At 70.5% G+C, this 24,584-nt stretch carries 20 protein-coding genes; 16 read left to right on the plus strand and 4 right to left on the minus strand.

Features of this window, described 5'->3' with window-relative positions; translation table 11 throughout:
* Positions 1 to 42: 42 nt before the first annotated feature.
* The 3 genes from AC2D9U_RS05615 to AC2D9U_RS05625 all read left to right on the plus strand — a co-directional run bounded on the left by AC2D9U_RS05615 (position 43) and on the right by AC2D9U_RS05625 (position 2,061).
* Positions 43 to 651: a glutathione S-transferase family protein gene (locus tag AC2D9U_RS05615; protein WP_484747170.1), complete on the plus strand. Its 609-nt coding sequence runs from the start codon at positions 43 to 45 to the stop codon at positions 649 to 651.
* A 189-nt stretch (positions 652 to 840) separates the two neighbouring features.
* Positions 841 to 1,593 carry a DUF1194 domain-containing protein gene (locus AC2D9U_RS05620; protein ID WP_484747172.1) on the plus strand — a complete coding sequence of 251 codons (753 nt, stop codon included), beginning with the start codon at positions 841 to 843 and terminating at the stop codon, positions 1,591 to 1,593.
* A 15-nt stretch (positions 1,594 to 1,608) separates the two neighbouring features.
* Positions 1,609 to 2,061 carry a GNAT family N-acetyltransferase gene (locus tag AC2D9U_RS05625; RefSeq protein ID WP_484747173.1) on the plus strand — a complete coding sequence of 151 codons (453 nt, stop codon included), beginning with the start codon at positions 1,609 to 1,611 and terminating at the stop codon, positions 2,059 to 2,061.
* Here AC2D9U_RS05625 and AC2D9U_RS05630 read toward each other — a convergent pair.
* Entirely contained in the window at positions 2,055 to 2,672 is a 618-nt protein-coding gene (locus AC2D9U_RS05630; RefSeq protein WP_484747175.1) for an MSMEG_1061 family FMN-dependent PPOX-type flavoprotein, read from the minus strand. The two genes, AC2D9U_RS05625 and AC2D9U_RS05630, sit on opposite strands and share 7 nt — an antisense overlap.
* A 10-nt stretch (positions 2,673 to 2,682) precedes the next feature.
* Positions 2,683 to 4,323, minus strand: coding sequence for a thiamine pyrophosphate-binding protein (locus AC2D9U_RS05635; protein ID WP_484747177.1), 1,641 nt, complete (start codon positions 4,321 to 4,323; stop codon positions 2,683 to 2,685).
* 71 nt (positions 4,324 to 4,394) lie between these two features.
* On the opposite strand from AC2D9U_RS05635, the gene AC2D9U_RS05640 reads away from it, so the two are divergent.
* From AC2D9U_RS05640 to chrA, 8 genes are all read left to right on the plus strand, one after another.
* Positions 4,395 to 5,123 carry a succinate dehydrogenase/fumarate reductase iron-sulfur subunit gene (locus tag AC2D9U_RS05640; RefSeq protein WP_484747178.1) on the plus strand — a complete coding sequence of 243 codons (729 nt, stop codon included), beginning with the start codon at positions 4,395 to 4,397 and terminating at the stop codon, positions 5,121 to 5,123.
* The gene (locus AC2D9U_RS05645) at positions 5,120 to 5,452 is read left to right on the plus strand and encodes a succinate dehydrogenase/fumarate reductase transmembrane subunit (RefSeq protein ID WP_484747179.1); all 333 of its coding nucleotides are present in this window, start codon (positions 5,120 to 5,122) and stop codon (positions 5,450 to 5,452) included. The genes AC2D9U_RS05640 and AC2D9U_RS05645 overlap by 4 nt, the downstream gene beginning before the upstream one ends.
* Positions 5,449 to 5,796: a succinate dehydrogenase/fumarate reductase transmembrane subunit gene (locus AC2D9U_RS05650; RefSeq protein WP_484747181.1), complete on the plus strand. Its 348-nt coding sequence runs from the start codon at positions 5,449 to 5,451 to the stop codon at positions 5,794 to 5,796. The genes AC2D9U_RS05645 and AC2D9U_RS05650 overlap by 4 nt, the downstream gene beginning before the upstream one ends.
* Positions 5,797 to 5,798: 2 nt before the next feature.
* Positions 5,799 to 6,527 (plus strand): TSUP family transporter, encoded by a 729-nt coding sequence (locus tag AC2D9U_RS05655; protein WP_484747183.1) that lies wholly within the window; start codon positions 5,799 to 5,801, stop codon positions 6,525 to 6,527.
* A gap of 10 nt (positions 6,528 to 6,537) precedes the next feature.
* Positions 6,538 to 7,419: a fumarate hydratase gene (locus AC2D9U_RS05660; RefSeq protein ID WP_484747184.1), complete on the plus strand. Its 882-nt coding sequence runs from the start codon at positions 6,538 to 6,540 to the stop codon at positions 7,417 to 7,419.
* 4 nt (positions 7,420 to 7,423) lie between these two features.
* Complete coding sequence (locus tag AC2D9U_RS05665) at positions 7,424 to 8,029, plus strand: fumarate hydratase C-terminal domain-containing protein (RefSeq protein ID WP_484747186.1); 606 nt, start codon at positions 7,424 to 7,426, stop codon at positions 8,027 to 8,029.
* A 118-nt stretch (positions 8,030 to 8,147) separates the two neighbouring features.
* Complete coding sequence (locus tag AC2D9U_RS05670) at positions 8,148 to 9,881, plus strand: L-aspartate oxidase (RefSeq protein WP_484747187.1); 1,734 nt, start codon at positions 8,148 to 8,150, stop codon at positions 9,879 to 9,881.
* Positions 9,882 to 9,889: 8 nt separating this feature from the next.
* On the plus strand, positions 9,890 to 11,224 hold the full coding sequence (chrA, locus tag AC2D9U_RS05675; RefSeq protein WP_484747189.1) for a chromate efflux transporter: 1,335 nt from the start codon (positions 9,890 to 9,892) through the stop codon (positions 11,222 to 11,224).
* A 129-nt stretch (positions 11,225 to 11,353) separates the two neighbouring features.
* Here chrA and AC2D9U_RS05680 read toward each other — a convergent pair whose 3' ends face one another.
* On the minus strand, positions 11,354 to 11,944 hold the full coding sequence (locus AC2D9U_RS05680) for a lipid-binding SYLF domain-containing protein (protein ID WP_484747190.1): 591 nt from the start codon (positions 11,942 to 11,944) through the stop codon (positions 11,354 to 11,356).
* Positions 11,945 to 12,077: 133 nt separating this feature from the next.
* Here AC2D9U_RS05680 and AC2D9U_RS05685 point away from each other — a divergent pair, with 133 nt between their 5' ends.
* Both AC2D9U_RS05685 and AC2D9U_RS05690 read left to right on the plus strand, forming a co-directional pair.
* Complete coding sequence (locus AC2D9U_RS05685; RefSeq protein ID WP_484747191.1) at positions 12,078 to 13,049, plus strand: Bug family tripartite tricarboxylate transporter substrate binding protein; 972 nt, start codon at positions 12,078 to 12,080, stop codon at positions 13,047 to 13,049.
* Between the two features lie 89 nt (positions 13,050 to 13,138).
* The gene (locus AC2D9U_RS05690) at positions 13,139 to 14,221 is read left to right on the plus strand and encodes an asparaginase (RefSeq protein ID WP_484747192.1); all 1,083 of its coding nucleotides are present in this window, start codon (positions 13,139 to 13,141) and stop codon (positions 14,219 to 14,221) included.
* 124 nt (positions 14,222 to 14,345) lie between these two features.
* Here AC2D9U_RS05690 and AC2D9U_RS05695 read toward each other — a convergent pair whose 3' ends face one another.
* Positions 14,346 to 14,918 (minus strand): hypothetical protein, encoded by a 573-nt coding sequence (locus AC2D9U_RS05695; protein WP_484747194.1) that lies wholly within the window; start codon positions 14,916 to 14,918, stop codon positions 14,346 to 14,348.
* A 147-nt stretch (positions 14,919 to 15,065) separates the two neighbouring features.
* On the opposite strand from AC2D9U_RS05695, the gene AC2D9U_RS05700 reads away from it, so the two are divergent.
* From AC2D9U_RS05700 to AC2D9U_RS05710, 3 genes are all read left to right on the plus strand, one after another.
* On the plus strand, positions 15,066 to 20,849 hold the full coding sequence (locus tag AC2D9U_RS05700) for a hypothetical protein (protein WP_484747195.1): 5,784 nt from the start codon (positions 15,066 to 15,068) through the stop codon (positions 20,847 to 20,849).
* A gap of 328 nt (positions 20,850 to 21,177) precedes the next feature.
* Positions 21,178 to 22,311, plus strand: coding sequence for an exonuclease SbcCD subunit D (locus tag AC2D9U_RS05705; protein WP_484747196.1), 1,134 nt, complete (start codon positions 21,178 to 21,180; stop codon positions 22,309 to 22,311).
* A gap of 4 nt (positions 22,312 to 22,315) precedes the next feature.
* On the plus strand, positions 22,316 to 24,580 hold the full coding sequence (locus AC2D9U_RS05710; protein ID WP_484747198.1) for an AAA family ATPase: 2,265 nt from the start codon (positions 22,316 to 22,318) through the stop codon (positions 24,578 to 24,580).
* Positions 24,581 to 24,584 lie beyond the last annotated feature (4 nt).

The following is a 24,584-nucleotide window of genomic DNA, read 5'->3' on the forward strand; positions in this document are numbered from 1 at the left end:
GCCCCTTTTCTTTTGTCTGCCCCCAACGCCCCGAGCCCCACCATGATCCTGATCGGTCGCTACCTCTCCCCCTTCGTGCGCCGCACCGCGGCCAGCCTGAACCTGCTCGGCCTGCCCTTCACGCAGAAGCCGCTCAGCACCGCCGACCAGGGCGAGCTGATCAGCGGCTACAACCCACTGCGACGCGTGCCGGCGCTCGAACTGGATGATGGCGAGGTGCTGGTCGATTCGGCCGCCATCCTCGACGCGCTGGATGAGATCGCGGGCCCCGAGCGCGCCCTGGTGCCGCCTGCCGGCGCGCCGCGCCGCGCCGTGCTGCGCGCCGTCGCCCTCGGCCAGGGGGCGATGGAGAAGCTCGTCGCCGCCTATTACGAGCGCGACCGCCGGCCCAAGGACCTTGTCTGGCCCGAGGCGGTGGAGCGGCTCTCTGGCCAGAGCGCGGCGGGCTTCGCCGCCCTTGATGCCCTGGCCGGCGAGGGCTGGCTGTGCGGCGATCGCCTCACCCAGGCCGATGTCACGGCGACCGTGGCGCTCGACTTCGCCGACATCGTGATGCCCGACCTCGTGCGCGGCCGCTTCGCCCGACTCGCCGCGCTGCGGGACCGGGCCAACGCCCTGCCGGCCATCGGCTCCACCCGCTGGACGGGCTGAGCGCCACCCCTCTCACCCCAGCCCATGTTTTGGGCAGAATGATTGACTCATGCGCCCAGACCTTGCTGCCTCGGTCTGGGCGCTTCTTTTTTGGGCGATTTTTTCCGCAAACCCCTTGGCGTTCACCCTAAGGTAACCCTGAGGGAGGTAGCGCCGGTTTGGCCATGACGGCCGGAAAGGGGCAGCACCATGCGGCATGGGTCCTTCTCTCGACGTTCTCTCCTCGGCGCGGGTCTCGCCACGCCCTTCCTCGCCATCCCGCGCGGCGCGCGCGCCATGGAACCGGTGGATGTGGAGCTCGTGCTCGCCGTCGATGTCTCCCGCTCGGTGGATGAGCAGGAACAGGCGCTGCAGTTCCGCGGCTATGCCAATGCCTTCCGCGACCAAAAGCTGATCGAGGGCATCGCCGGCGGGCCGATCGGGCAGATCGCGGTCACGCTCTTCACCTGGTCCGACTGGCACATCCAGGAGCTGCTGATCCCCTGGATGCGGATCGACGGCCCGCGCAGCGCCGAGGCCTTCGCCGCCGCCGTCGACGCCGCGCCGCAGCGCACCTGGCTCTACACCTCGATCTCCGGCGCCATGGATTATGCTGCCCGCCTCTTCGGCCAGGGCTATGAGGGCACGCGCAAGGTGGTGGATATCTCCGGCGACGGGGTGAACAATTCCGGCCGCCCGGTGGCCGAGGCGCGGGCCGATGCGCTGGCCAAGGGCATCGTGCTGAACGGCCTGGCCGTGCTGGATCGCACGCCCCAGCCCTGGGCCGCGGGGCTGCCGCCGCTGGACGATTACTTCCGCGAGGAAGTCATCGGCGGCCCCGGCGCCTTCCTGATGGTGGCGGAGGGCTTCGACTCCTTCGAGACGGCGGTGAAGCGCAAGATCATCCGCGAGATCGCCGCCGCCCCACCGCCTGGCCCGCTGGTGGAACGCGCCTATGCCTGAAGCTACGGTCGCAGGATGGATGCGCCCCGCCTCGCCCGCCCCCCGGAAGCCGCCGCCCTGGCCGCCCTGGTTGCCGCCGCCTATGCGCCCTGGGTGAGCGTGATCGGCCGCGCGCCGGGGCCGATGGGGGATGACTACGCCGCGCGCATCGCCGCCGGCCAGGCCTGGGTGATCGGCGCGGCCCCGCCCCGCGCCCTGCTGGTGCTGGAAGAGGCCGGCGACGCCCTGCTGGTGGATCATGTGGCGGTCGCCCCGGCGGCGCAGGGCCAGGGACTCGGCCGCCAGATGATGGCTTTCGCGGAAGCCGAGGCCCGACGCCGCGGCAAATCCGGCCTGACGCTCTACACCCACGCCCTGATGGCCACGAACATCGCGCTCTATGCCCGGCTCGGCTTCGTCGAGACGGCGCGGCGGCAGGAGAAGGGCTTCGACCGCGTCTACATGGCGAAGCGACTCCTGACTCAGTAAAGCTGCGCGAGCCGCGCCGGGGCCTCCCGGTCGTAGCTCACCGGGTCGAGTCGCCCGGCGGTGGCCGATTGCATGAACTGCCCCGCCGTCGGCACCGCCGCCGGACGCTGCAGGTCCCCCCAGAGGCGCGAGCGCATCAGCGCGCGGGCGCACTGGAAGAACACCTCCTCCACCGCGATGCGCAGCACGGTGGCGGGCTCCTTGCCCTGCTCGGCCAGGGCTGCGCGCAAAGCGGGGTCGGTGGTGATGGTGGCGCGCCCGCCGACCCGCAGCGTCTCCCCCACGCCGGGGATCAGGAAGAGCAGCGCCACGCGCGGGTCGCCCAGGATGTCGCGCAGCGCATCCAGCCGGTTGTTGCCGCGCCGGTCCGGCAAGGCGAGCTCGCTGGACGAGAGCACGGCGCAGAAGCCCGGCCCGTCGCCGCGCGGCGTGCCATGCGGGCGGCCATCCGCGCCGCGCGTGGTCAGCACGCAGAAGGGGCTGAGGCCGATGAAGCGCCGGCTGGGCTCGTCGATGTCGTGGCGGACCTTGGCCAGGGAGTTCGGATTCGCCGGCCCGTAGAGCGCCTCAAGTGCGGCGAGGCTGGTCACGGCATGCGGGTCGGCGCTCATCGCTTCAGGCTCATCGCTTGAGGTTGGGGGCGGGCTGGCCCGCGATCTCGACATTCACGCAGGCCGGCTTGCCCGAGGCCAGGGCGCGGGCCAGCGCCGGGGCGAGGTCGGCGGCCTCGCGCACCCATTCGCCATGCCCGCCCATGGCCGTTGCCACGAGGTCATAGCGCGTGCCGGGGGCAAGGTCGCAGCCATGCGCGCGATTGGCGCCATAGTCGCGGATCTGGATCTGGTTCTCGGCGTTCCAGCAACTGTCATTGCCGACCACGGTAACCACCGGCAGGCCGTGCCGGGCGGCGGTGTCGAGTTCGGCCATGTGGAAGCCGAAGCTGCCATCGCCCATCAGCGCGATCACCGGCCCGCCGGTCGCGGCCCTTGCCCCGATGCCGAAGGGGATGCCCACGCCGATCGCCCCCGCCACGCCGTTGGTGACGCGCGCGGCCGCGCGGACCATGCTTTGCCCCCATTGCCCCATCTCCCCGCCGTCGCAGACGAAGGTCGCGCCCGGCTGGCTGGCCAGGGCGTCGGTGATGGCGTGGCAGAGCGTGGCCGGGTGGATCGGCCCGGCGGGGGTGCCGCGGAAGGCCTCCCAGGCGGCGGGGCGCCAGGCGACGGCCTCGCGCACGCTCTCCGCCCAGCCCGCCTGGGCCGGGTTGCGGCGCAGCGCGGTGGCCAGCGCCGCCAGCGCCTCGGCCGGGTCGCAGGGGAAGGCGCCGAGCAGCCGTGCCCCCAGGATCCGCTGCGCCCGGGCGATCACGGCCGAATCGGGCTCGAGCAGCAGGATCCGGCTGTCCGGCGCGGTGGGCGGCGTGCGGCCGAAGCCGAGCGTGAAATCGAGCGGCTTGCCCAACAGCACGATCAGGTCGGCCGCCGCCAGCGGCTCCCGGAAGGCGCCCAGCGAGGGGTCGTTCAGTCCGCGCGGCGAGTTCATCGGCACCACGGGCAGGCCCGAGGCCAGTTCCACCGCCGCCATCGCCGCGGCGCCCATGGGCGAGCACAGCGCCGGCGCGCCGAGCAGCAGCGGCCGCTTGGCCTGGGCGATGGCCTCGGCCACCAGCGCCGCACTTGCCGCGCCGAGCGGCATGGCGACGCGGGCAAAGGCGCTCGCCGGGGGCGGGGCGATGGCGCCGATCTCGGCCTCCAGCAGGTCGGTCGGCAGCGACAGATGCGTGGGCCCCGGCCGGCCCGACAGGGCGACGCGGATGCAGCGCGCGAGATCGGCGGCGAGGTCCTCCGCCCGCGCGGAGGTCAGGCTGAGCTTGGTGACGGGCGCCGCCATCGCCGCCTGCGGCAATTCCTGGAAGGCGCCGTCGCCGAGCTGGCTGGTCGGCGCATGGCCCGAGAGCAGCACCACCGGCGATTCCCCCGCCAGCGCCGAGCACAGCGCGGCGGTCGCGTTCGCATGCCCCTGCCCGCCGGTGACGAGCGCGATGCCGATCTTCCCCGTCAGCCGCGCATAGGCATCGGCCATGTGCACGCAGGCCGCTTCCTGGCGGGTGTGCACCAGCTCGATCCCGCTGCCGAGCAGCGCGTCGAAGACCTCCATGATGTGGTTGCCGGAGAGGGTGAAGATGCGGCTGACCCCCGCCGCCTGCAGGCCCCGCACCAGAAGATCTGCGCCGCGTGTAGTGCTCGGGGTGGTGCTGGCCATGTCGTGTCTTCCCGCTGTCTTGTCCGTCCCTTGCGACCATGCCAGCGTCGGCCGCAGCGCGGGAGGGTCGGTTGAGCGAAAAGACGCTGCAGGTCTCGGTCTGGCGCGGCGACGCCGCGGGCGGCGCCTTCGCGCGCTATGCGGTGCCGGCGCGCGCCAACCAGACCGTGCTGGACGTGGTGACGCATATCCAGCGCGAGATCGAACCCGACCTCGCCTACCGCTTCGCCTGCCGGGTCGGCATGTGCGGAAGCTGCGCGATGGAAGTGAATGGCCGCGCGCGCTGGACCTGCCGCACCCACGTCTCCCGCGTTGCGGGCGATGGCGTGCTGGAGTTGCGGCCGCTGGCGAATCTGCCGGTGATCCGCGACCTCGCGACCGACATGGCGCCCTTCTTCGACAAATGGGCGCGCGCCAAGGGCAGCTTCCAGCCGAAGGATTCCCCGAGCGGCGAGGTGCCGCAGGAATTCGCGGTGGTGCCGCCGAGCTCGCCAAAGCGCCAGGCGGCGGATGCGGGTATCGAGTGCATCGGCTGTGGCGTGTGCTACGCCAGTTGCGACATCGTCGCCTGGAACCCCGACTATCTCGGCCCCGCCGCGCTGAACCGCGCCTGGACGCTGGCCAATGACGTGCGCGACGGCGCCAACAAGGCGCGCCTCGCCGCCGTGGCGGGGGATGCGGGCTGCCATGCCTGCCACTCGACGCAATCCTGCACCGAGCGCTGCCCGAAGCAGATCGACCCCTCCGGCGCCATCGCCGGGCTGAAGCGCAGCCTGTTCTGGGGTGCCTTGGGGCGATGAGCGGGCCGCAACTCTGGATGCTCCAGCGGGGCAGCGCGATGCTGCTGGCGCTCGGCGTGGTGGTGCATCTGGTGACCATCATGGTCGCGGTGCGCGGCGGGCTGAGTGCGGCGGAGATCCTGGCCCGCACGCGCGGCAATGAGGCCTGGCTCGCCTTCTACGTGGTCTTCGCGCTGGCCGCCGGGCTGCATGGCGCGATCGGGCTGCGCGCCATCGCGGCCGAGTGGCTGGGCTGGCGCGGCCAGCGCTTCGACCTGGCGTGGATGGCTGTCGGCCTGCTGACCGCGCTGTTCGGCATCCGCGCGGCCTATGGGCTTTACAGCGCATGAGGTTCGATCCCCGAGGGCGCTCCCACCCCGCCTACATCGCCTTCCTCGTGCACCGCGTCTCGGGCCTGTTGCTCGCGCTGTTCCTGCCGCTGCATTTCTGGGCGCTCGGCCAGGCCATCACCGGCGAGGCCGCGCTGGAGGGCTTCCTGCGCTGGACGGACAACGCCCTGCTGAAGGCGGCCGAGACCGGCCTCGTCGTGCTGCTCGCCGCGCATCTCGCAGGCGGGTTGCGCGTGCTGGCGCTGGAATTCCTCGGCTGGCGCAGCAGCCAGAAGACCATGGTGGCGGCTTCGGCCGGCCTCTCCCTCGCCGCGGGACTGCTGTTCCTGCTGAATGCCGGATGATGATGCCTGACCTCCTGATCCTGCTCGCCGGCTGCTTCATCGCCGCCTTCTGCTCGGGCCTGGCGGGTTTCTCCTTCAACCTGGTGGCGGCGGGGATCCTGTTCCATTTCCTCTCGCCGCAGGAAACCGCGCCGGTGCTGGTGCTGGGCTCGATGCTGATCCAGCTCGGCACCATCCGCCCGGTGATCCCGGCGATCCGGCGCGAGGTGCTGCTGCCCTACCTGATCGGCGGCACGCTCGGCACGCCGGTTGGCGTGGTGATCCTGAGCGTGAGTTCCGGCGGGCTGATCGCAGCGCTGGTGGGCGGCTTGCTCGTTGCCTATGCGGGCGTGGCGCTGGCGCGCATCGCGCTGAAGCTGCAGCCGGCGGTGATCCAGGCCGGGCGCGGGGCGGATGTGGGCGTGGGCTTCGCCGGCGGCGTGCTGGGCGGCATCGGCGGCTTCTCCGGCGCGCTGCCGGCCATGTGGGCCGACTTCAAGGGGCTGCGGAAGGATGAGGCGCGGGCGATCTTCCAGCCCTTCGTCATCGTCATGCAGATGGTGGCCGCCGTGGCGCTGGTGATCGGCGGCTTCTTCGGCCCCGAAAGTGCCCGCATGCTGCTCGCCGCCCTGCCGGCGCTGGTGCTTGGCGCCTGGCTGGGCGTGAAGGCCTATGCCGTGATCCCGGCCGAGCAGTTCCGCCTCGTGCTGCTGAGCCTGCTGCTGGTGTCTGGCCTGTCGCTGATTCTCTGAGGAGGCTGCCGTGACCTTGCATGTTGCCCCCGACGCCATCGAGGAAGCCGCCAAGCTTCTCTACATCCGCGCGCTGAAGATCCTGCCCGACGACATCAAGCAGGGCTTTGCCCGAATCAGCGCCAGCGAGACGGATGCGACGGCGCAGAGCATCCTCGCCACCATGGTCGAGAATATCGGCGTGGCGGAGCGCACGGAGAATCTGCTGTGCCAGGACACCGGCATCCCGATCTTCAACGTGCAGATCGGCCGCGACGTGGTGCTGGATGGCTGGGAGCTGAAGCAGGCGCTCAAGCGCGGGACGGAGCGAGCGACGCGCGAACACCCGCTGCGCAGTTCGGTCGTGCATCCCATCACGCGGCGCAATGAGCATACGAGCTGTGGGGCGCATGTGCCCGTCATCCACATCGACTTCGTCGATCAACCCGAGATCCTGCGCATCGAGATGATCCCGAAGGGTTCGGGCAGCGAGAACGGCTCCTTCCTGCAGATGCTGATCCCGGCCGATGGCATGGCGGGGGTGAAGCGCTTCGTCATCGATTGCGCCATCAAGGCCGGCGGCAAGGTCTGCCCGCCGACGATCATGGGGGTGGGCGTGGGCGGCACCTCGGATCTGTGCATGCATCTTGCGAAGGTCGCGGCGACGCGCCCGCTGGGGTCGCGCTGCACCGATGCGGAAGGCGCGGCGCTGGAGGCCGCCTTGAGCGAGGCGGTGAACAGCCTCGGCATCGGCCCGCAGGGGTTGGGCGGGGACAGCACGGCCTTCGCGGTTCACGTCGAGGTGGCGGCGACGCACATCACGATGAACCCTGTTGCCGTCAACATCCAATGCCACTCGGCGCGTCGCGCGAGTGCCACTTTCACGCCCGCCGGTGTCGAGATCGGGTTCTGATTCCATGCATCACAATCTCCCGATGCCCTGCACCGAGGCCGACATCCGCAAGCTGCGGATCGGCGACCATGTGACGCTCCAGGACACGCTCTTCGGCATCCGCGACGCCACGCAGATCCACATGTTCGACCATGGCCGCCGCACGCGCATGGATCTGCGCGGCCATGCCGTGATCCACACCGCGCCCAATGTCCGCAAGGTCGAGAAGCGCGGCACGAATGACAGCGGCTATGAGAAGATCTGCATCGGCACCACGACGTCGGACCGCATGGAGCGCTTCACCCGCCCGCTGATGGAGCGCGAGGGCGTGCGCATCATCATCGGCAAGGGCGGGCTGCGTGAGGAGTCACAGCGTGCCTTCGCGGAACTCGGCGGCGTCTACCTCGCCATCATCGGCGGCACCGCGGCGCTGGAGACGACCTGGATCGAGGCGATCGAGGATGTGGATCTCGACGACCTCAACCCTGAGAGTCTCTGGAAGTTCCGCATCCGCGATTTCGGCCCGCTGCTCGTGGCGATGGACAGCCATGGCGGCAGCCTGTTCGACACGGTGCAGAAGAACGTGATGGATCGCCGCGCGGCCGCGCTGGCGAAGCTGGGGGTCGGGTGATGCGCCTGCTGCTCGCTCTCCTGCTGCTCGCGGCCACGCCCGCCCTCGCCCAACCCACCGCGCCGCCCGCCGAGGATTGCGGCTGCGGCGTGCCTTCCTCCCCGCGCGGACCCCGCTGATGCATCTCGAACGGCGCGAGACCGATATCCTGGTGCTGGGCTCCGGCGGCGCGGGCCTGCTCGGCGCGCTGCATGCGAAGGCCGGTGCACCCGAACTGCGCGTCACCGTCGCGGTGAAGGGGCTGCTCGGCAAGTCGGGCTGCACGCGCATGGTGCAGGGCGGCTACAACGTGGCGCTGGCCGCCGAGGATTCCGCTGAGCGGCACTTCATGGATACGCTCGATGGCGGGAAATGGCTGAACGACCAGGACCTCGCCTGGACGCTCGTCACCGTCGCGCAACAGCGCATCCGTGAGTTGGAGAATCGCTGGGGCTGCTTCTTCGACCGCAACCCGGACGGCACCATCCACCAGAAGGCCTTCGCGGGGCAGACCTTCGACCGCACGGTGCACAAGGGCGACCTCACCGGCATCGAGATCATCAATCGCCTCGCGGAACAGAGCTGGGCGCGCGGCATCGAGCGGATGGAGGAACACCGCGCGCTCGCGCTGCTGCCCAGCGCCGATGGATCGCGCCTCGCGGGCGTATTGCTGCTCGACATCCGCAGCGGTGCCTTGATCGAGATGCGCGCGAAGGCCGTGCTGCTGGGCACCGGCGGCGGGCCGACCATGTACACCTACCACACGCCCTCGGGCGACAAATCCTGCGATGGCATGGCCATGGCGTTGCGCGCCGGCCTGCCGCTGCGCGACATGGAGATGGTGCAGTTCCACCCCACCGGCGTGCTCGCCGGGCCGGGCACGCGCATGACGGGGACGATCATCGAGGAAGGGCTGCGCGGCTCGGGCGGCTATCTGCTCGACGGAGCCGGCCAGCGCTTCATGCACAACTACGATCCCCGTGGCGAGCGCGCGACGCGCGACATCGTCTCCCGCGCCATGTACCGGGAGATCCTGGCCGGGCGCGTGAACGAGCATGGCGGGCTCTACATCGCCATGGCGCATCTCGGCCCCGATCGCGTGCGGCGCGAATTCAAGGGCATGGTCGAGCGCTGCGCCGACATGGGCTTCGACCTGGCGGGCGGACGCGTGCCCGTGGTGCCCACCGCGCATTACATGATGGGCGGGCTGGTCTTCCGCCCCGATGGCTCCACGCAACTGCCCGGGCTGTTCGCCGCCGGCGAGGATACGGGCGGCGTGCATGGCGCGAACCGGCTGGGTGGCAATGGCGTGGCGAATTCCACGGTGTTCGGCGGCATCGCCGGCGATACGATGGCGCTATGGGTGCCCCGCCATGGCGCGCTGGAGGCCCCCTGCCCCGTTGCGCTGGAAGCCGCGCTGGCGCTCGCCCACGCGCCCTTCGGCCGACCCGTCGCGAGCCTCTCGCCGATCCGCGACGCGCTGCATGCGCTGATGTGGGAGAAGGCCGGCATTCTCCGAGATGCCGCGGGGCTTGCCGAAGCGGCGCATGGTCTCGATGACCTCGACAACGCGCTCGACCAGGCCGGTGTGGCAAGCTCGAAACAATTCAACATGGCCTGGCAGGAGTGGCTCAACCTGAAGTCGCTGGTGCTGACCAGCCGCGCCATCGTCACCGCCGCCGCAGCGCGCGAGGAAAGCCGCGGGGCGCATTGGCGCGAGGATTTCCCGCAGACCAATGACGACGCCGCGGGCCTTGCCGTCACCCTCACCACGCTCGGCGCCGACAACCGCATCGCGCTGGGCTGGCAGAAGGTCGCGTTTTCGCGCCTGCGCCCCGGGGAGAGCCTATTGGCGCCGCGCGCCGCCGAGTAGAAGGGGGCATGGACCAGCCCCAACCGGATTTCCCGAGCTTCCGTGACGCCGCGCGCGTCTGGGCGCGCATCGGCCTGCTCAGCTTCGGCGGCCCGGCCGCGCAGATCGCGCTGATGCATCGGGAGGTGGTGGAGGAACGCCGCTGGATCAGCGATGCGCGGTTCCTGCACGCGCTCAATTTCTGCATGTTGCTGCCGGGGCCGGAGGCGCAGCAGCTCGCCACCTATCTCGGCTGGCTGATGCATGGCGTGAGGGGCGGGGTGGTCGCGGGGCTGCTCTTCATCCTGCCGGGCGTCGTGGTGATGCTGGCGCTGTCCCTGATCTACGCCACGCTGGGCGCGGTGCCGCTGGTGGCCGCGCTGTTCTTCGGGCTGAAATGCGCGGTGCTGGTGCTGGTGGTCGAGGCACTGATCCGCGTGGCGCGCAAGGCGCTGCAGGGCGCGCTGCCCTGGCTGGTGGCCGCGCTCGCCTTCCTTGCGCTCTTCGCCTTCAACCTGCCCTTCCCGCTGGTGATCCTCGCCGCCGCGGGCCTGGGCTATGCCTTGCCGCAGGCCTTCGCCGCCGGCGGCCATGGCAAGCCCGCCGAGGGCCCGCCCGCGCTGCTCGATGCCGCCATCGCCGCCGACCCCGAGCGCATTCCCGCCATGGCGCGCACGGCGCGGCGCGCGGGGCTGGCGGCGCTGGTGCTCTGGCTCTGGCCGGTGGCCTTGCTGATGGCGATACCGCTCTGGGGCGACATCGCCTTCTTCTTCTCGAAGATGGCGGTGGTCACCTTCGGCGGCGCCTATGCCGTGCTGGCCTATGTGGCGCAGGAGGCGGTGGAGAAATACCAATGGCTCACCGCCGCCGACATGCTGGCGGGCCTCGGCCTGGCCGAGACCACGCCCGGGCCGCTGATCCTCGTGCTGCAATTCGTCGCCTTCCTCGCGGCCTGGAACCAGGGCGGGGCGCTGTGGGGCATCGGCGGGTCGCTGCTCGCCGTCTGGGTCACCTTCGTGCCCTGCTTCGCCTGGATCTTCCTCGGCGCGCCCTTCGTCGAGCGCCTGCACGCCGCCCCGCGGCTGAAGGGCGCGCTGGCGGGGGTGACGGCGGCGGTGGTCGGCGTCATCGCCAACCTCGCGCTGTGGTTCGCGCTGCGCGTGCTCTTCGCGCGGGTGGAGAGCGTGGCGATCGGCCCGATGAGCATCGATGTGCCCGATGGGCTGTCGATGATCCCCGATGCCGTCGCACTTTCGGCACTCGCCGCCGTGTGCCTCTTCGTGCTGAAGCTCGGCGTGCCGCGGACGCTGGCGGTGACGGCCGGGGCCGGCTTCGCGGCGCGCACGCTGCTGGGAGCAGGCTAGAGCGATATACGCTCAGATGGGTCGCGGCGCTGCCGCGACGCTGAACGCATTTCTTGCTCTAGATTCAATAACTTCTAGAGCACGAGCTGCGTTCATCAGAACGCAGCGTGCTCCAGCGCCGGCCGCGCCTCAATCGGGCGTGATGCGGGTGATCTTGTTACCCTGCAGGCCGATCGCCGCCATCAGCCCGGTCTGGCCGAAGGTCACGGAATAGACCGCCTGCGTCAGCGTCGAGGAGGTCATGCTGGAAGCAGCCCCGGCATCGAGCGCCACCACCGAAGGCCCGGTGCCGATCTCCCACCCCGCGCTGTCATGGAAGAAGGCCAGCGCCGCATCGGTCATGAAGAACATCCCAAGCCCGAAGGCCTGTGCGCCGATCTGCAGCCCGTAGCTCGCGCCCGAGATGTTGTAGTAGCCCATCGTCGAGAAGGGTGCCGGCGTGTGGCGGTTCGTCCGGCTCGGATGCCCGCCATGATACAGCACGCCATTGCCATACTGACCGCCCACGCCGAAGCCGGCCCGCAGGATCTGCGGGAACACCAGGATCGCGCGGGCCGTGGCCGCCATGGCGTGCGTGCCATGGCCCTCGCGCAGCCGACGCAGCGCCGGTGCCGCGGCCTCTTCCAGTTCGCGTCGCGTGGCCGCCTGCGCGGGGCGCGGCAGGAGGGGCAGAAGGCCCGCAGCCGCCAGGGCAGCGAGGTGGCGACGATGCAGAGACATGCGCGGGATCCTCGCGGTGTGCGCGCCATCTAACGCGAAGCCGCCGCGCCGGGGCAAGGTGGCGGCCCGCCTTGATGCCCCGGCTACCGGGCGATACGCTTCCGTTCAAGCAACAGGGGAAACGGATCTCGCCATGCTTCGACGCAGCCTGCTCGGCGGCCTTGCCCTGCCCACCCTGCTGCCCGGCCTCGCCCGCGCGCAGGATACCTGGCCCAGCCGCGCCGTGACCCTGCTGGTGCCCTGGGCGCCAGGGGGTTCGAACGATGTCACCGCCCGGCTGCTCGCCCCGGCGCTGAGCGCCAAGTTCGGGCAGAATTTCGTGGTGGAGAACCGGCCTGGGGGCGGCGGCTCGCTCGGCCAGGGGCTGGTGGTGCGGGCCCGGCCGGATGGCCACACGCTGCTCTTCTCCTCGGCCTCCAACCACGTCTTCCACTCCCTGGTCGCGACCGACCTGGGCTACGACGTGCGCGAGGCGCTGGCCGGCATCGCCATGCTGACCGACGTGCCGAATGTGCTGGCGGTGAATCCCTCGCTGGGTGTCTCCAACGTACAGGAACTTCTGGCGAAGATCCGCGCCACGCCGGGCGGGCTCGCCTTCGGCTCCTCCGGCACCGCCAGTTCGAATCATCTCGCGGGCGAGCTGTTCAAGATGATGACCGGCGTCGAGATGACGCATGTGCCCTATCGCGGTGGCGGGCCGGTGGCGACCGACCTGACCGCGGGCGTCATCCCCATGGCCTTCATGAACCTGCCCACCGTGCTCGGCCCGGCCGCGGCGGGGCGCATCCGCATCCTGGGTGTCTGCACCGAGACGCGGGTGCGCTTCCGCCAGGACATCCCGACCGTGGCCGAGCAGGGCGTGCCCGGCTATTCGGTGCGCAGCTGGTCCGGCCTCTTCGCCCCCCGCGCCACGCCGCGCCCGATCATCGAGCGGCTGAGCGAGGCGGCGAAGGAAGCGATGGAACAGCCCGCCATTGCCGGCCGACTGACCGACATCGCCAGCGAGCCGATCTGGATGGACCCCGCCCGGACCGAGGATTTCGTGCGGCAGGAATTCGCGCGCTGGGCGCCGGTGGTGCGGGCCGCACGCGTCACCGTTGAATAAGTGGGGGTGAATCCCTTGCCTCGCGCGGGCAAAGGCTTGCGTTAACCCCGGTCTGGCGTAATTACCCGGTGCCAGACAGGGGGCGTCATATGACCGACATGACCGATTTCGCCGAACTCGCGCAGGTGTGGCGCGGCCCGGTGGTGGAAAGCTGGCACCGCGGTGCGGTCGCCGTGACGAATTACGAGGGCAAGCTGGTCGGCGCCTGGGGCGATGCCGGGCTGCTCACCTATCCGCGCTCGGCGCTGAAGCCCTTCCAGGCGATGGCGCTGGTCGAAAGCGGCGCGGCCGATGCCTTCAGCCTGACCGAGGCGCATATCGCGCTGGCCTGTGCCTCCCACCATGCCGAGCCCTTCCAGGTGGCGATGGTCGAGGAGTGGCTGGCCCGCCTCGGGATGCTGGAGGGCGCGCTGATCTGCGGCCCCGCCCTGCCCCACCGCCTGCAGGACCAGGCCGCCGCCTTCGCGCAGGCCGGCCCGCGCCGGGTGTGCAACAACTGCTCGGGCAAGCATTGCGGCTTCCTGACCGTCACGCGCCACCTGAACGCGGACATCAACTACGCCGACCCGGCCAACCCGGCGCAGCGCCTGTTCATGGACGCCTTCTCCGAATATCTCGGCTTCGATGCCGGCACGCTGCCCGTGGGCGTGGATGGCTGCGGCCTGCCGACCCTCGCCGCGCCGCTGCGCAGCATGGCGACCGCGATGGCGCGCTTCGGCGTCGGCTGGTCCAAGAGTGCGACGCGCCGGGCCGCCGCGCAGCGCATCGGCCGCGCCATGATCGCGCATCCGGACCATCTCTCGGGCACGGATTCGGCCACGGCGCGGCTGATCCGCGGCGCCGGCGGCAAGGTGATCCTGAAGGGCGGCGCCGAGGGCTACCTGCTCGCCGCCGCGCCGGAGCGCGGGCTGGGCTTCGCGATCAAGATGGCCGATGGCGCGTCGCGCGGGAAGTTCGGCGTGCTGGCCCGCCTGCTCGGCCATTACGGCGTGCTGCGCCGCGCCGAGGCCGAGGCGCTGATCCGCGCGGTCGAGCCGCCGCTGACCAACAGCAACGGCGATGAGATCGGCCGCGTCGAGATCACGATCGAGAAGCCGATGCCGACCACGCCGACCCTGGCGGGCTTCGCCTTCTGGCTGGGCGGCGTGAAGGAAGCCTTCCTGCCGCGCTAGAGCGATATGCGTTCAGATGGGTCGCGGCGCTGCCGCGACGCTGAACGCATTTCTTGCTCTAGATTCAATGATTTCTAGAGCACGAGGCCGGCGCCCCTTGCGGGGCGCCGGAATTCCCCCGGGCTCAGCCCTGGTGGAAGGCCTGGGCGAGTTCGTTCAGCACCGCCTGCTCGGCGGCCGAGATCCCCGAGGTCAGGCCGAGCAGGCTGCCGGTTGCCGCCGCCACGGCGCGCGACTTCGCCAGCACGCTGCCCTCGAGCGTCTTGCGTTCCGCCGCGCTCATCGTGCGGGTCAGCGCCTGCACATAGTCCCGCCAGGCCTGGAACAGCGCCGGCACGGGGCGGTGGTGCAGCCAGGCCTCGAGCAGCTCATGCCCGGGCGTGCCGACCCGCAGCCCCTCCCGATCGGCGCCGGCCAGGATGGCGCGGTGTTCCTCGGGCGAGATCGATCCATCCGCCCAGGCGACCAGCACCATCGGCACGAGGGTGAGCGCGGCCAGCGTTCCGGTGCCGATCTGCAACTGTTCGAGCCGCGCCAGCACCGCCTCATCGACGATGCCGGTGGCGGCGGCCAGGGCCTCATGGCGGAACTTGCGCGCATCGGCTTCGCGCAGCTTCTGGCGCAGTTCCTCATTGTGGCGGGCGAAGAAGGCTTCCTCGAGCCCGGCGCGGCGTGCGGCCAGGATGCTTTCGGACATGGCGTATCCCCTGAAGGTTCCGACTGAGGGGCAGCCTGCGGGGGCGTGGCGCGCCGCGCCATGATCTGGCGCAACCGCCTGCACAACTGTGTTGGCGGCAGGTTCGGGCGACGGCAAGCTGTGCCATTCCCGCAAGGTCGCCGGCTCATGTCCCACCCAACCCCCTTCCTCACCCCCTACTATCCGTACCGGAACCCCGAACACGCGAACCGGGTGCACGGCTCGTCCGGCACCGACGCAATCTTTGGCCAGGGCGGCAATGATACGCTCTACGGCCTTGCGGGCGGCGACCTGCTCGATGGTGGGGAGGGGCGTGACGAGGCCAGCTACGTCTCCTCCGCCACGGCGGTCTTCATCAACCTCGCTGCCGGCACCGCGACGGGCGGCGATGCCGAGGGCGATACGCTGCGCAGCATCGAGAACCTCGCGGGCGGCCTCGGCGCCGATACGCTGATCGGCGATGCGGGCGCGAACCGGCTGCGCGGGGGGATCGGCGCCGATCGGATCGAGGGTGGCGCAGGCCAGGACACGCTGAGCTACCTCGAAGCCCATGCCGCTGTCTTCGTCGATCTCGCCGCCGGCGTGGCCAGCGGCGGGGAGGCGGAGGGCGACAGCGTCACCGGCATCGAGGGGCTCGAGGGCAGCAGCGGCGCCGACACGCTGCGCGGCGATGCCGGCGCCAATGTGCTGCGCGGGCGCGAGGGGGCGGACCTGCTCGATGGCGGCGCGGGGCGCGATCACCTCGACTACGGGTCGAGCCAGGACGGCGTGCAGGTGAACCTTGCGACCGGCGTCGCGCTCGGCGGCGATGCCGCGGGCGACACGATCCTGGGCTTCGAGGTGCTGCGCGGCGGCGACGGGGGGGATTCGCTTGTCGGCGATGCCGGCGACAACGCGCTGGTCGGCGGCGCGGGCGCGGACGTCCTGATGGGGGGCGAGGGCAACGACATCCTGACCGGTGGCACCCATCGCGACACCCTGGATGGCGGCGCGGGCATCGACCGGCTGAGCTATGCCCGCTCGGCCAGCGGCGTGGAGATGGATCTCTCCACCGGGCAGGGTGGTTTCGGCGATGCGGCGGGTGATGTCGCCCGCGACATCGAATGGCTGGTCGGCAGCGCGCATGGCGACACGCTGCGCGGCGATGCGGGCGACAACCTGCTGCTCGGCGGCGCGGGCAACGACATCCTGGCCGGCGGCACCGGGCTCGACGCCTTGCGCGGCCAGGCTGGCGACGACGTGCTGCGCATCGCCGATCCGGGCCTGCGCCTGGCCGATGGCGGGGCGGGGCGGGACACGCTGGCCCTGGACGCCGATGGACTCACGCTCGACCTGACAAGCGGGCTCGGTGCGAAGCTGACCTCGATCGAGGCCATCGACCTCTCCGGCCACGGCAACAATACGGTGCTGCTGGATGAGGCCGCGGTGCTGGCGCTGACCGAGCAGCGGGAAGCCGGCGTGGCCGTGCTGCGCGTGAAGGGCGATGCCGGGGATCTGCTGCGCCTCACCGAGACGCATTGGGCAAGCCAGGGCAGCATCGTCGAGGCCGGCGTGACCTATCGGCGCATCCTCGCCGCCGATGGGCTGGCGGAGATCCGCATCACCGGCGCCATGGAGGTCGGGAGCGTCACGCTCGAGCTTGGCCGCATCTCGGCGCAGCAGGGCTTCGTCATCCAGGGCGATTCCGGCGGCGACCGTACGGGCGCCTCCCTGAGCATGGCCGGCGACATCAACCGCGACGGCTTCATGGATTTCATCATCGGAGCCAGCAGCGGCGACGATGGCGGCTCTGATGCCGGGGAGGCCTATGTCCTGTTCGGCGGGCCGGGCAACTTCGGCACCGCGGACGCGGCCCAGCGACGGGTGATCGACCTGACCACGCTCAGCGCCGCCCAGGGTTTCGTGGTGCGCGGCGACCGCACCGCCGACAATGCCGGCGGCGCCGTCGGCGGGGCGGGCGACCTGAACGGCGATGGCTATGCCGACCTGGTCATCGGCGCGCCCAAGGCGGACACCAGCCATGTCGAGCCGGGCCAGATCTATGTCGTCTTCGGCGCGGCGGGTGGCTTCGGCACGGCGGATGGGGCCGGCCGCCAGGTGATCGACGTCGGCGAGCTGTCGGCCGCCCAGGGCTTCGTCATCTATGGCGGCGAATCCCTGGAGAATGCGGGCACCAGCGTCGCCATCGCCGGCGATGTGAATGGCGACGGGCTGGACGACCTGATCATCGGCGCGCAGGGCGAGAGCCGGGCCTATGTGCTGTTCGGCAGCGCGCAGGGTTTCGGCCGCAGCGACAGCAGCAACGGCCATGCGCGACAGATCGTCGATCTGGAGACCCTGGCCCCCGCCGCCGGCTTTGTCCTGGAACTGGGCGACGAGCTGGGCCGCAGCGTCGCGGCCGCGGGCGATGTGAATGGCGATGGCATCGGCGATCTGGTGGTCGGCGCCCCCGATGCGGATGAAGGCGGCAGCCATTCCGGCTCGGCCCTGGTCGTCTTCGGCCAGCGTGGCGCCTTCGGCCAGCCGGTCACCGACCACGGCAAGACGCGCGCGGTGCTGGACCTGAACACCCTCTCGCCGACCATGGGCTTCGTGATCCAGGGCGACGCCTCGGGCGACGAGACCGGCTACAGCGTGGACAGCGCCGGTGATTTCAACGGCGATGGCTATGCCGACCTCGTCATCGGCGCCCGCGCCAGCGACCTCGCCGCGAGCGGCGCGGGGGCGGCCTTTGTCGTACTCGGCCGGGCCAGCGGCTTCGGCCCCATGGTCGATGGCCGCACGGTGCTCGATCTCTCGAACCTGATGTCGGATCGCGGCCTCGTGCTGAAGGGCGCCTTCGCGAACGATGGCGCCGGCTACAGCGTCTCCGCCGCCGGAGACGTGAACGCCGATGGCTATGACGACGTGATCGTCGGCGCGCCCTATCGCGACGCCAATGGCAGCGATTCCGGCGCCGCCTACCTGATCTTCGGGCGCGCCATGGCCACCACCCCGGCCAGCCTTCAGCGCCTGATCATCGACCTGAACGCACTCGGCGCCACGGAGGGCTTCCAGATCACCGGCGATGCGGCCGGGGATCAGGCCGGCAGAGCGGTCTCGGCGGCGGGCGACGTGAATGGCGACGGCTATGACGACCTGCTGGTCGGCGCGCCCTATGGCGATGATGGCGGCTCCTCGGCCGGGGAGGCCTATCTGCTGTTGGGCGGCGCCTTCGGCCGGGCGATCGACACCACCGGCACCAGCTCGGCGGAGATCCTGCAGGGCGGCGCGGGGGCGGACACGCTCTCGGGGGGCGGCGGCGCCGATGTGCTGCGCGGTGCGGCGGGCGACGACCGGCTCGAAGTCGCGGACACCGCCTTCCGGCGCATCGAAGGCGGCACCGGCACCGATACGCTGGTGCTGGGCGGCAGCGGGCGGCAGCTTGACCTCACGCGCACGCCCGGCCCCGCGATCCACTCGGTCGAGCGGATCGACATCACCGGCAGCGGCAACAACACGCTGGTCCTGGACCATGAGGCCGTGCTGCGGCTCAGCGAGCAGCGCTCGGGCGGCATCGCCACGCTGCGCGTGGACGGCAATGCCGGCGACCGCGTTTTCGTCAACGACGCGCAATGGCAGAACGGCGGCACGATCAGCGAGTCCGGCATCACCTACAACCGCCTGCTCTCCACCACCGCCGGGGCCGAGCTGCGGGTCGCCACCGCGGTCACGCTGACGCTGCCCGGCGGGGTGAACAACCCCTATCGCTTCGACGTCTCCACCCTGACCAGCGCGCAGGGCTTCGCCATCATCGGCGAGGCGGGCGGCTCGGATGCCGGATGGAGCGTGAGCGACGCCGGCGACGTGAACGGCGATGGCGTGAGCGACCTCATCATCGGCGCGCCGATGTTCACCGACGGCACCAGCTTCAATGAGGGCCGCGCCTATGTGATCTATGGCCGCCCGGGCGGTGGCTTCGGCGTGCAGGCCGCGGATGGCCGCATGACCATCGACCACGCGCAGCTCGACCCCTCCCGGGGCTTCATCATCGCCGGCAATGTGGCGCGCGAGCGGCTGGGCTTCAGCGTCGCCGGCGCGGGCGACGTGAATGGCGACGGCTATGACGACGTCATCATCGGCGCGCCGAGCGCCATGCAGGACACGAACGGCAGTGGCGGCGCCTATGTCGTGTTCGGCGCGGCTTCCGGGCGCGGCGCGCTGGTGACGCACTCGGGCCTGACGCGGCAGGTACTGGAACTCTCGGGGCTCGATTCGCTCTCGGGTTTCGTCATCCAGGGCGACGCAGCGAATGACGCGGCGGGCTATGCGGTGGCGGGTGCGGGCGACATCAACGGCGATGGCTTCGCCGACATCATGATCGGCGCGCCGGACGGCGACGATGCGGGGGATGCGGCCGGCGAGGCCTATGTCATCTTCGGCGGTGCCGTGCAGGTGGCCAATTCGGTCGGCGGGCGACTGGTCTTCGATCTCGGCGGCCTGGGCTTCGGCCAGGGCTTCGTCATCCGCGGCGACCAGTCGCGGGACCGGGCCGGGGTCAGCGTCTCCTCCGCCGGCGACGTCAACCATGACGGCTACGCGGACATGCTGGTCGGCGCGCCACTGGCCTTCGATGCAAGCCTCTATACCGGGCAGGCCTATCTGCTGTTCGGCGGCAGCCACGGCTTCGGCACCAATGACAGCCATGGCACGGCGGCGATCGATCTCACCAGCCTGACGCCCAGCCAGGGCACGGTGCTGCGCGGCGTGCTGCGCGGCGACGATGCGGGCTACAGCGTGGCGCCGGCGGGCGACGTGAATGGCGATGGCCACAGCGATTTCCTGGTCGGCGCGCCCAAGGGCGGGCCGGTTGGCAGCGACGCCTTCTTCGGTGAGGCCTATGTCGTCTACGGCACGATGAACGGTTTCGGCATCGACTCCTTCGGTCGGCGGGAGATGAGCCTCGACCTGATGCAGAGCCAGGGCTTCACCATCACCGGCGAGTGGCAAACCGATCTGGCGGGCTTCAGCGTCGATGCGGCGGGGGATGTGAATGGCGACGGCTATGGCGACCTGATCATCGGCGCCGCCTATGGCGATGACGCCGCCGAGCGGGCCGGGCAGGTCTATGTGCTGTTCGGCAAGGCGGGCGGGATCGGCACGGTCTCGAACGGGCGGCAGAACCTCGACCTCGTCAATCTCTCAACCACCGACGGCTTCATGATCCAGGGGGTCACGCCCTTGGCCTATACCGGGGGCAGCGTCTCGGCCGCGGGCGATGTGAACGGCGACGGCTTCGACGATCTGTTCATCGGCGCCCAGTCCGCCGTGAACGAGGGCTACATCCTGTTCGGGGGCGCCTTCGGCGGCACGCCGGGGCCGGTGACGCGCACTGGCGGCAGCGGTACCGACACCCTGACCGGCACCGCGGGTGACGACACGCTCAACGGCGGCAGCGGCGGGATCGACGTGCTGCTGGGCGGGGCCGGGGATGATCGGCTGACGGCCTCGATCTTCCTCGGCCGTGCCGATGGCGGGCGGGGCACGGACACCTTCGCCTTCGGCGGCGCCAACTCGACGGTCTTCGCGACCTTCTCGACCGATCCACGCTTCATCGGCATCGAGGGCTTCGACCTGACCGGCACGGGCAACAACACGCTCGTCCTCGGCGGGATGGCGGCGATGCATCTCGGCGATGAGCCGCACGCCCGCTTCACCGGATCGAGCGTCACCGCGCGGCTCGTGATCGACGGCAATGTCGGCGATAAGCTCGAACTGCAGGATGTGGACATCGACGGCGCCGGCCCGGTGCCGCTTCGGACATGGAGCAAGACCACCAGCAACGTCACACTCGCGGGCGACGCGCCGGGCGACTACGACTACTGGTCGCTCGCCGACGCCACGCGGACCTACGCCGTGGTGGCCGTGCACAATGATCTGAACATGATCTGAGCCGGCAAGGCGGGTGCGGGTCGCAGAAACGCGGCGGCGGGGGAGAGGGCGGATGGTGCTGCCAGAGAGGATTGAACTCTCGAAGTCAGGGATAAAATCCAGCAAAATCAACAGTGCTTTGGGCTTCACCCGCTTTTCTTTGTAGCACCACTTTGGGGCACGATCCAAGCGCCGATCGTCCCTGGCGTTACCCTCGGAACAAACATGACGTTCCGCGGCGGGCCTCTCATTACTGCCTGTCTGGACCCGAAGAGACCGTTCCGTAGGTGGACTGATGGCACGAGAAGATGCTACGCTTCCCATGCATTGATGAAAGCACCCCGACGCCATGCGCTTGCTGCACACTGCGGATTGGCATCTGGGTCGATCGCTTTGTGGTCAATCCTTTCACGGTGAGCAGGAATGGCTGTTGACTGGACCGTTTCTCGACACCGTCCGCGACATCCGACCTGACGCCATTCTCGTTGCCGGCGACATCTACGACCGAGCGGTCCCCTCCGCCGATGCTGTAGAACTGCTCGACGATGTTCTCCAGCGGATCGTGCGTGGCCTCGGCATCCCGGTGGTGATGATCGCCGGCAACCATGATGACGAGCGTCGGCTCGCCTTCGGCTCGGGTCTGCTGCGCGACGCTGGCCTGTTCATCGCCGACAGCGCCATGGGCCAGGCCTTCGCCTTCGCGGATTCGCATGGGCCGGTGACCATCCTCGCGGCGGGCTATGGAACCCCGGCCCTCCTCGCCAGCCTCTTCGGGGCCGAGGCCGGCATCTCGGATCATGATGCCGGCTTTGCGGCCGTCACGGCGCAGATGCGCGGCCTAGTGCCACCGGGCTCGCGATCGGTCGTCGTCGCCCATGCCTTCATGCAGGGCGGCCTGACGAGTGACAGCGAACGGATGCTCCAGGTGGGCGGCTCGGGCGCCGTCTCCGCCGCCCATCTCCACGGCTTCCACTACACCGCGCTGGGCCATTTGCACCGCCGCCAGATCATGGCCGAGGGACGGATCGCCTATTCCGGCTCACCCCTGGCCTATTCCTTCGCGGAGGCCGGCAGCGGCAAGTCGATGACGCTGGTCGAGCTGAACGCAGCAGGGAACGTCACCGCGCAGGACATCGCCCTGACCCCCCGCCGCGCGCTCAGGGTCGTGCGGGGCACGCTGGCCGAGGTGCTGGCGGCCGCCGAGGGACCGGGGCGGGAAGATTGGCTGCAGGTGGTGCTGACCGACCGTCCGTATGGCGCCATGGCCCTGCTGCGGGAGCGCTATCCCTCGGTCCTAGATCTGCTCTTCGAGACCGCGGTTGGACCGATCGACACGACCACGGCCGCGGCGGCGCGCATCGCCCACGACCCGCTGGAAACGCTGGATGCGTTCTGGAATGCCATCGGCGCCGGGGCTCTGAGCCCCCTGGAGCGCGATGCGGCCATGCGGGCGATCGCCGCAGCCCAGGCGCAGGAGTCCTGACCCCATGCGCCCGGCCATCCTCCGCCTCAGCGCCTTCGGCGCCTATGCCGGCGAGCAGACCTTCGACCTTGCCGCATTGGGCCCGCACCGCCTGTTCCTGATCCATGGCCCGACCGGCTCGGGCAAGACGACGCTGCTGGATGCGATATGCTTCGCGCTGTTCGGTGAGAGCAGTGGCGACGAGCGAAAAGCCGGCGATCTGCGCAGCCACCACGCCCCGGACACCACACAGACCTTTGTCGAACTCGATTTCGCGCTCGGCAGCGAGCATTACCGCATCCGTCGATCCCCAAAGCAGATCGTTGTCGGTGCCCGGGGCAGGCCGATATCGCGCAACCCCCAGGTCACGCTGTGGAAACGGGACGCGGCAGGCGATTTCCTCGTGCTGGCCGAGCAGGAACGGCCGGTGAGCGACGGCATCACCCGCTTGCTCGGCTACACCTCCGAGGAGTTCCGGCAGGTCGTATTGCTGCCGCAGGGGCGTTTCCGCGAGCTGTTGGTGGCCAAGCCGAATGAGCGCCAGGCCATTCTGGCCACCCTGTTCCGCACCGCCTTCTACCGTCGGGTGGAGGAAGCCTTCGAGCACATGGAGCGGGCCGCGCGCACCGCGGCCGCCGAAGCGGAAACGCAACGTGCCACCCTGCTTGGCGAGGCGGGCGCGGCTACGCCGGAGGCCGCGGCCGAAATGGTTGCCGCCCAGGAGCATGCGGCGGAGGCCGCCGCGGCCGCGGCGCAGGTTGCCGCGAACCTTGCCCAGCAGGCGCGCGACCAACTGCTCGCCGGTCGGCAGGTCGCGATGCGACTGAAGGCCGCCGATGAAGCCGCGAGGCAGCTTGCCGAACGCGAAGCCGAACAGCCTCGCATCAAGGAGGACCGCCAACGCCTCGCTGCCGCGCGGCGGGCGCTCACCCTGGCCGGCGAGGAAGCCACCGCCCGTGCCGCCACCACCAACGCGCAAGCCGCGAAGAAGGCGGAGCGCGCTGCCGTGGAGAAGGCGGCGGGGGCTACGCTTCACCTGGAGACCGCGCGCCAGACACTTGGCGACCCGATCACCCGGGAGACCCAGACCCAGGCCGCCACCGCAGAGGTGCATCGCCTTGAGAGCCTGGCCGTCCAGGCCGGGCTCCTGAGCGAAAGCAGCAAGGCCGCGGAGCAGGCGCGAGCGGCTTTTCGACGGGCGGGCCTGGAGAAGGCCAAGCTCGTGCTGCGTCGGGACGCCCTGCGCGAAGCGGCGCACTTGGCCACTACGGCGCATCAGGCAGCGACCATCCTCGCCGGCGAGGTGGATGACCGCCGTGCCGCCGCCGCCCGGTGGAAGCAGCACGCCGCGGACGTGACCGCACACACGACCGCCACGCGGCGGGCCACAAAGCTGCAGGCGGAGCTTGACGCCGCGAGCACGCGCGCCGCCCGCGCCGCCGCGACACTGCAGGTGGCGCGTGCCGATCGAATCGCAGCGGACGAGTTGGCATGGGCCGCGGCGGCCGGCGAGCTCGCCGCAGCATTGGCGGACGATGCGCCATGCCCCGTCTGCGGCAGCCTTCATCATCCCAGCCCCGCCCAGGCGCCCGGTGCCGGCGGGGAGGATCGCAAGGCAGCCCGTTTGCGGGAGGAGGCGCAGCAGGCCGAGGAGCGTGCCGCCAGCACCGAACTGGTTCGTCTCGACGCCGAGCTGCGAAGCGCGATCCAGCGTCGCGATGAGCTGGCAACCCGGCTAGCGGGTGCCGGCCCAGTTCCGGACCATGCTGAGGCGACGGCGGCGGCGGCCCTGAAGGCGGCGGACGAGGCGTTGCAGGCACTGCCCCGTCTCGCTTCTTCACGCAGCAAGGCCGAGGCTGATCTCGTGGCGGCCGAAACAGCGCTCGACGCCCAGAACAAGGCGCTGACCGAGGCGCAGGAGAAGGACATTTCCGCCAGCGCGACGCATGCGACGCGCCTCGAAGGCGTGCCGGTGGAAGCGCGTGATCCGGCCGGCCTCGCACAGGCTATCCGCCTGGCCCGCGATACGGCGGACAGGTTGCGTGCCGGCCTCGATACCGACCGCGAGGCGCAAGCGGCGTCCGAGGCGGCCCTCCAGGCCGCCCGGACAGCCGTGGTGACGGCATCCGACCTCGCCCGTGATGCCACGACGAAGGCCCAGGAAGCTGAGGCGGCCTTCCTCGCAGCATGCCGATCGCAGGGCTTCGTGGATCTCGCAGCCCATCGCGCGGCCCGCTTGCCGGCGGAGACGATCGAGGCGTTGGGCAAGGGCATAGAGAGTTTCATGTAGCAGC

It is taken from the genome of Roseomonas sp. TF40 (genome assembly GCF_057219975.1).

Bases quoted from the DNA above. Each gene is read 5' to 3' on its own strand.
- AC2D9U_RS05695 (WP_484747194.1), bottom strand. From the start codon at position 14,918: ATGTCCGAAAGCATCCTGGCCGCACGCCGCGCCGGGCTCGAGGAAGCC.
- AC2D9U_RS05680 (WP_484747190.1), bottom strand. From the start codon at position 11,944: ATGTCTCTGCATCGTCGCCACCTCGCTGCCCTGGCGGCTGCGGGCCTT.
- AC2D9U_RS05615 (WP_484747170.1), top strand. From the start codon at position 43: ATGATCCTGATCGGTCGCTACCTCTCCCCCTTCGTGCGCCGCACCGCG.
- AC2D9U_RS05665 (WP_484747186.1), top strand. From the start codon at position 7,424: ATGCATCACAATCTCCCGATGCCCTGCACCGAGGCCGACATCCGCAAG.
- AC2D9U_RS05625 (WP_484747173.1), top strand. From the start codon at position 1,609: ATGGATGCGCCCCGCCTCGCCCGCCCCCCGGAAGCCGCCGCCCTGGCC.
- AC2D9U_RS05710 (WP_484747198.1), top strand. From the start codon at position 22,316: ATGCGCCCGGCCATCCTCCGCCTCAGCGCCTTCGGCGCCTATGCCGGC.
- AC2D9U_RS05650 (WP_484747181.1), top strand. From the start codon at position 5,449: ATGAGGTTCGATCCCCGAGGGCGCTCCCACCCCGCCTACATCGCCTTC.
- AC2D9U_RS05700 (WP_484747195.1), top strand. From the start codon at position 15,066: ATGTCCCACCCAACCCCCTTCCTCACCCCCTACTATCCGTACCGGAAC.
- AC2D9U_RS05620 (WP_484747172.1), top strand. From the start codon at position 841: ATGCGGCATGGGTCCTTCTCTCGACGTTCTCTCCTCGGCGCGGGTCTC.
- AC2D9U_RS05670 (WP_484747187.1), top strand. From the start codon at position 8,148: ATGCATCTCGAACGGCGCGAGACCGATATCCTGGTGCTGGGCTCCGGC.
- AC2D9U_RS05645 (WP_484747179.1), top strand. From the start codon at position 5,120: ATGAGCGGGCCGCAACTCTGGATGCTCCAGCGGGGCAGCGCGATGCTG.
- chrA (WP_484747189.1), top strand. From the start codon at position 9,890: ATGGACCAGCCCCAACCGGATTTCCCGAGCTTCCGTGACGCCGCGCGC.
- AC2D9U_RS05635 (WP_484747177.1), bottom strand. From the start codon at position 4,323: ATGGCCAGCACCACCCCGAGCACTACACGCGGCGCAGATCTTCTGGTG.
- AC2D9U_RS05630 (WP_484747175.1), bottom strand. From the start codon at position 2,672: ATGAGCGCCGACCCGCATGCCGTGACCAGCCTCGCCGCACTTGAGGCG.
- AC2D9U_RS05685 (WP_484747191.1), top strand. From the start codon at position 12,078: ATGCTTCGACGCAGCCTGCTCGGCGGCCTTGCCCTGCCCACCCTGCTG.
- AC2D9U_RS05655 (WP_484747183.1), top strand. From the start codon at position 5,799: ATGCCTGACCTCCTGATCCTGCTCGCCGGCTGCTTCATCGCCGCCTTC.
- AC2D9U_RS05690 (WP_484747192.1), top strand. From the start codon at position 13,139: ATGACCGACATGACCGATTTCGCCGAACTCGCGCAGGTGTGGCGCGGC.
- AC2D9U_RS05705 (WP_484747196.1), top strand. From the start codon at position 21,178: ATGCGCTTGCTGCACACTGCGGATTGGCATCTGGGTCGATCGCTTTGT.